Raw genomic sequence first — 3,844 nt, 5'->3', positions numbered from 1 at the left:
ATTCAGTTGTAATAATGACAATATCTTTAGTAATGAGCATTATAATAACTAAAATCCCCCTTTTAAATAAACTCTTATTTGGTGGCAGATAATTACAATCACTGAAAAAATTGTTATATAGAATTTCCTTAATTGTTTTAAACTTATTTTGACATTTATAACCTTAATAATTATAAATGTTTTTTATACATCTATACCTATTTATTTCTAGTTAAACAAACAATTGCATTGCAAACTAAATCATGCAATAATGAAGTAGTAACTTCAAATATAATAATTATAACTTTTTAAGATGAAATCATTAAACTTAACGTTATTAGATTTCTAAGTAGGCTAATAAGCATGTCTAAAATTATGAGAAGATATAATTGCCAACAGAGCTTTGGCCGAAAATATTATTTGAACATTACCTTAATTTATGGAAGTTAACACAATAACTAACAGGAGGAAAACAAATGAATGCAATAATGATAATGTTTCACAAGAATGTTGATCAAGTAACAAGAATGGTTGAAACTCTTTCGGATGAGAATTTTGATATTTTCATTCACGCAGATTCAAATTTACTATTGAGTGATGAGGCTAAAAATAAAATCGCTTCAGCTTCAACAAAGAGTAATATCTATTTTACAGAAAAAAGATATCATGGGGTTCTCGATACACAAAGTCTTGTTGATATTGCAATCGAACTCGTAAAAACCGCAAAAATTAATGGTAACTACAAATATTATTTATTACTGAGTGGTCAAGACTATCCAATTAAACCAATGGCTTATATTTCTAAACAATTAGATGATACATACCCTAAGCCATACATCGATTGTACACCATATGACAAGCACAACTGGATATTTTACAAGTTCGCCATAAATGCCTCTATACTTAGATTTCAACAATTCATTAGAAGAAAAAAGAAAGGTTCTTTAACCAGAAATAGTTTAAGAATAATAGAAATAATTATTAAACAAGTAGTAGCGTGTCTACATCTTGATTTTTACACATCACTAACAAAGCAAAATATAGAATTGTATGGAGGCAGTGCTTGGTGGATTCTGCCTGACATTTGTATTGACTATATATTATCTGAATACAACTCAAATAAAGCCTATATATCAGAGTTATTAAGCACATTAACACCAGAGGAAAGTTTTTTTCAAATTATGGCTATGAGATCAGAATGTAACAATTTAATCAAAATCAATCCAATAGATATGGTTGAACAAAATTGTAAAACTTACGCTTATTTCAGTGGTAAAAGCAAACCATTTAAAGGTCATCCATATGAATTCACCATTAATGATATTGAACTGCTTAGAGAAAAGAGTGAGGATGAGTATTTTTGGTTTGCAAGAAAATTTGACATAGAAGTTGATTCTAAAATTTTAGATTTAATTGATAAAGAGTTTCTTTAAAAAATCAGTTATAAACGAAACCTGTTATAATGAAGTGCACCCCGTTAATTAACAAACAATTAATGGAGGTGCATTTTATTATGTCAAAACATACAAGAGAATAAAAAAATAGAAATATATATAAAACGAAATCAAGGGGAAAGTTTGGAATCATTGTCAAAAGAGTCTGACATTCAAAAGATTAATATACAATACTTGATAAACCTAATCGATAGACATTGCAAATGTATTCAAGAAAAGATAAAAATCACTATTATTCTCAAAAGTTAAAAAATGAAATCAAAAATAAGGTGCTCCTTAATAATCAGTCAGTTAATGTCACAGCTATTGAATATGGCTTACAATCAGCTGTTCTGTTATTTAATTAGATTAAGTCGTATAATGGGAATGGATACGATATATTAGAGAGGAAAAGAGGAGGACTCCTACTATGAACGAAATTTTGAAGCATCAAGATCTTAATGGCTTAATATTCCAGTCTGACCAAGGTTGGCAATTCTAAATGGAACCCTATCATAGTATTCTTAAAGAGAAAGAAATCATTCAATCTATGTCACGTAAAGGAAACTGTTTAGATAACTCTCCAATTGAAACTTCATTGGTAGAATAAAAAACGAAATGTTTTATTGCCATGAATTTGAATTTAAAACATTAGATGAAGTAGAGATTGAAATGGAGAAATATATCGATTATTATAATAGACAAAGAATAATGATCAAATTAAAGGATTAACTCCTGTACAATACAGAAATCAATCCTTGTTAATTGTTTAATTCAGCCTATTTCTTTTAGTCCAAATAATTTGGATCACTCCACTTTATTACTTGTTTTCGATTATTTAATTGACTTAAATATCATATCAAATTATTTACAGAATGGTTTTCTAATATGATACTATCGACATATTGTAAACTATTCGAATTTCTTAAGTAATTTTTCTTCGACTAAATCAAATACTTTTGAATCTATGGTTAAGTCAAATTTTCTCGCAAACCAAATATCATCCTTTTCACTTTTTTCAGAAAGCAATTCGATATCACTAATGGTAAATTCATATGGATGACCTACAAATGGTTTTCCTTTACAATGAAAATAAGCAAACGTTTTGCATGATTGCGAAACCTTATCTTTAGGATTAACATCAACTAAATTGCGACTTGGTGATCTCATAGTCATAATTTGGAAAAAAGTTTCATCTGGTGTTCTAACACCTAATAGCTCTTTAATGTATGGTTTTCCAGAATCATATTCAGAAATAATATAGTTAACACAGACATCAGGTAAGATCCACCATTCACTACCACCGAACAATTCAATATTTTGCTTAGTTAGCGAAGTATAATAATCAAGATGAAGATATTTTACTAACTTCCTAAGGATTACATCAATTGCCCCTAAACTGTATGTTGATAATGGGCCTTTCCTTTTCCCTAGAAGATATTTTCTTAATTTCATTGTTTTATCATTATATGAGAACTTAGATGAAACCCAATTATGCTTGTCATATGGCGTGCAATCAATAAATGGTTTAGGATAGCTGTCATTTAACGTTTTGTTTATATATTTCATCGGTTTAATTGGATAGTCCTGTCCACTCAGTAATAGAAAATATTTGTAATCTCCACATGCTTTTGCTGTTTTAATAAGCTCGATTTCAATCTTAACAAGACTATCTGTATTAAGAACCCCATGATGCCTATTTTCAGTAAAATACACTTTACTAATTGCTGAAGCTGCAACGATTTTATTTTTATCCTCATCACTTAATACTAAATTTGAATCTGCATGAATAAAAATATCAAAATTCTCGCTTGAAAGAGTGTTAACCATCCTTTCTATTTGTTCCGTATTTTTATGATACATTATCATTATTGCATTCATTCCAATTCCTCCTTTTAGTTATTATTTTATATCTCATCCTACTTCTAATAGCAATAACTTCACAAAGGTATAAAAAGGATGAGCCACTAATTAACATTGTTCTTATACATTTTTTAATATTTTTTAAATATTATTGCTAATTCATTATTGCATAAATTAATCATTATTACAATTCAATTTTCGCCTATAAAATAATTATAACGCACTTAAAACGAAAAAGTAATAACTAATATGAATCTATTTATTAAATTATAGCCTTAAAGTAACCCGATAATTATTGTAGTTACGCATTATAAATATTTATATACGCTGATTGTTACATTTTATAAGATTATACTTCAGGTTTTAATTAAAGTATGATTATTTTAGATATCATCTTTGTTATCTAAATAATTATATTCAAATAAGTTCTACTTACCGAATTCTAATTATTTTAAAGCTTAGTCAGTAGAACTATAATTAACTATTATATTCTACGTATAAAGATATTTAATCAACTAATAATAAAATATATAATAATTGTATTAGTAATACATGCTTAATTTTGGTAT

At 27.4% G+C, this 3,844-nt stretch carries 4 protein-coding genes; 3 read left to right on the top strand and 1 reads right to left on the bottom strand.

Features of this window, described 5'->3' with window-relative positions:
• Positions 1-455 precede the first annotated feature (455 nt).
• The 3 genes from RR430_RS09110 (at position 456) to RR430_RS09335 (ending at position 2,185) form a co-directional block, all read left to right on the top strand.
• Positions 456-1,412: a beta-1,6-N-acetylglucosaminyltransferase gene (locus tag RR430_RS09110; protein WP_332509009.1), complete on the top strand. Its 957-nt coding sequence runs from the start codon at positions 456-458 to the stop codon at positions 1,410-1,412.
• 618 nt (positions 1,413-2,030) lie between these two features.
• The gene (locus tag RR430_RS09340) at positions 2,031-2,144 is read left to right on the top strand and encodes an IS3 family transposase (protein WP_442879644.1); all 114 of its coding nucleotides are present in this window, start codon (positions 2,031-2,033) and stop codon (positions 2,142-2,144) included.
• Positions 2,132-2,185, top strand: a complete 54-nt coding sequence (locus RR430_RS09335; protein ID WP_442879645.1) for a hypothetical protein — start codon at positions 2,132-2,134, stop codon at positions 2,183-2,185. Before RR430_RS09340 ends, RR430_RS09335 begins: the two co-directional genes overlap by 13 nt.
• 139 nt (positions 2,186-2,324) lie before the next feature.
• Here RR430_RS09335 and RR430_RS09100 read toward each other — a convergent pair whose 3' ends face one another.
• A complete protein-coding gene (locus RR430_RS09100) occupies positions 2,325-3,293 on the bottom strand; it encodes a beta-1,6-N-acetylglucosaminyltransferase (RefSeq protein WP_332509007.1) in 969 nt (322 codons plus the stop codon).
• Positions 3,294-3,844 lie beyond the last annotated feature (551 nt).

The sequence above is a fragment of the Anaerorhabdus sp. genome (genome assembly GCF_036641015.1).
Taxonomy (GTDB): Bacteria; Bacillota_I; Bacilli_A; order Erysipelotrichales; family Erysipelotrichaceae; genus Anaerorhabdus.
This window is presented reverse-complemented; position numbering and strand designations above follow the sequence as displayed.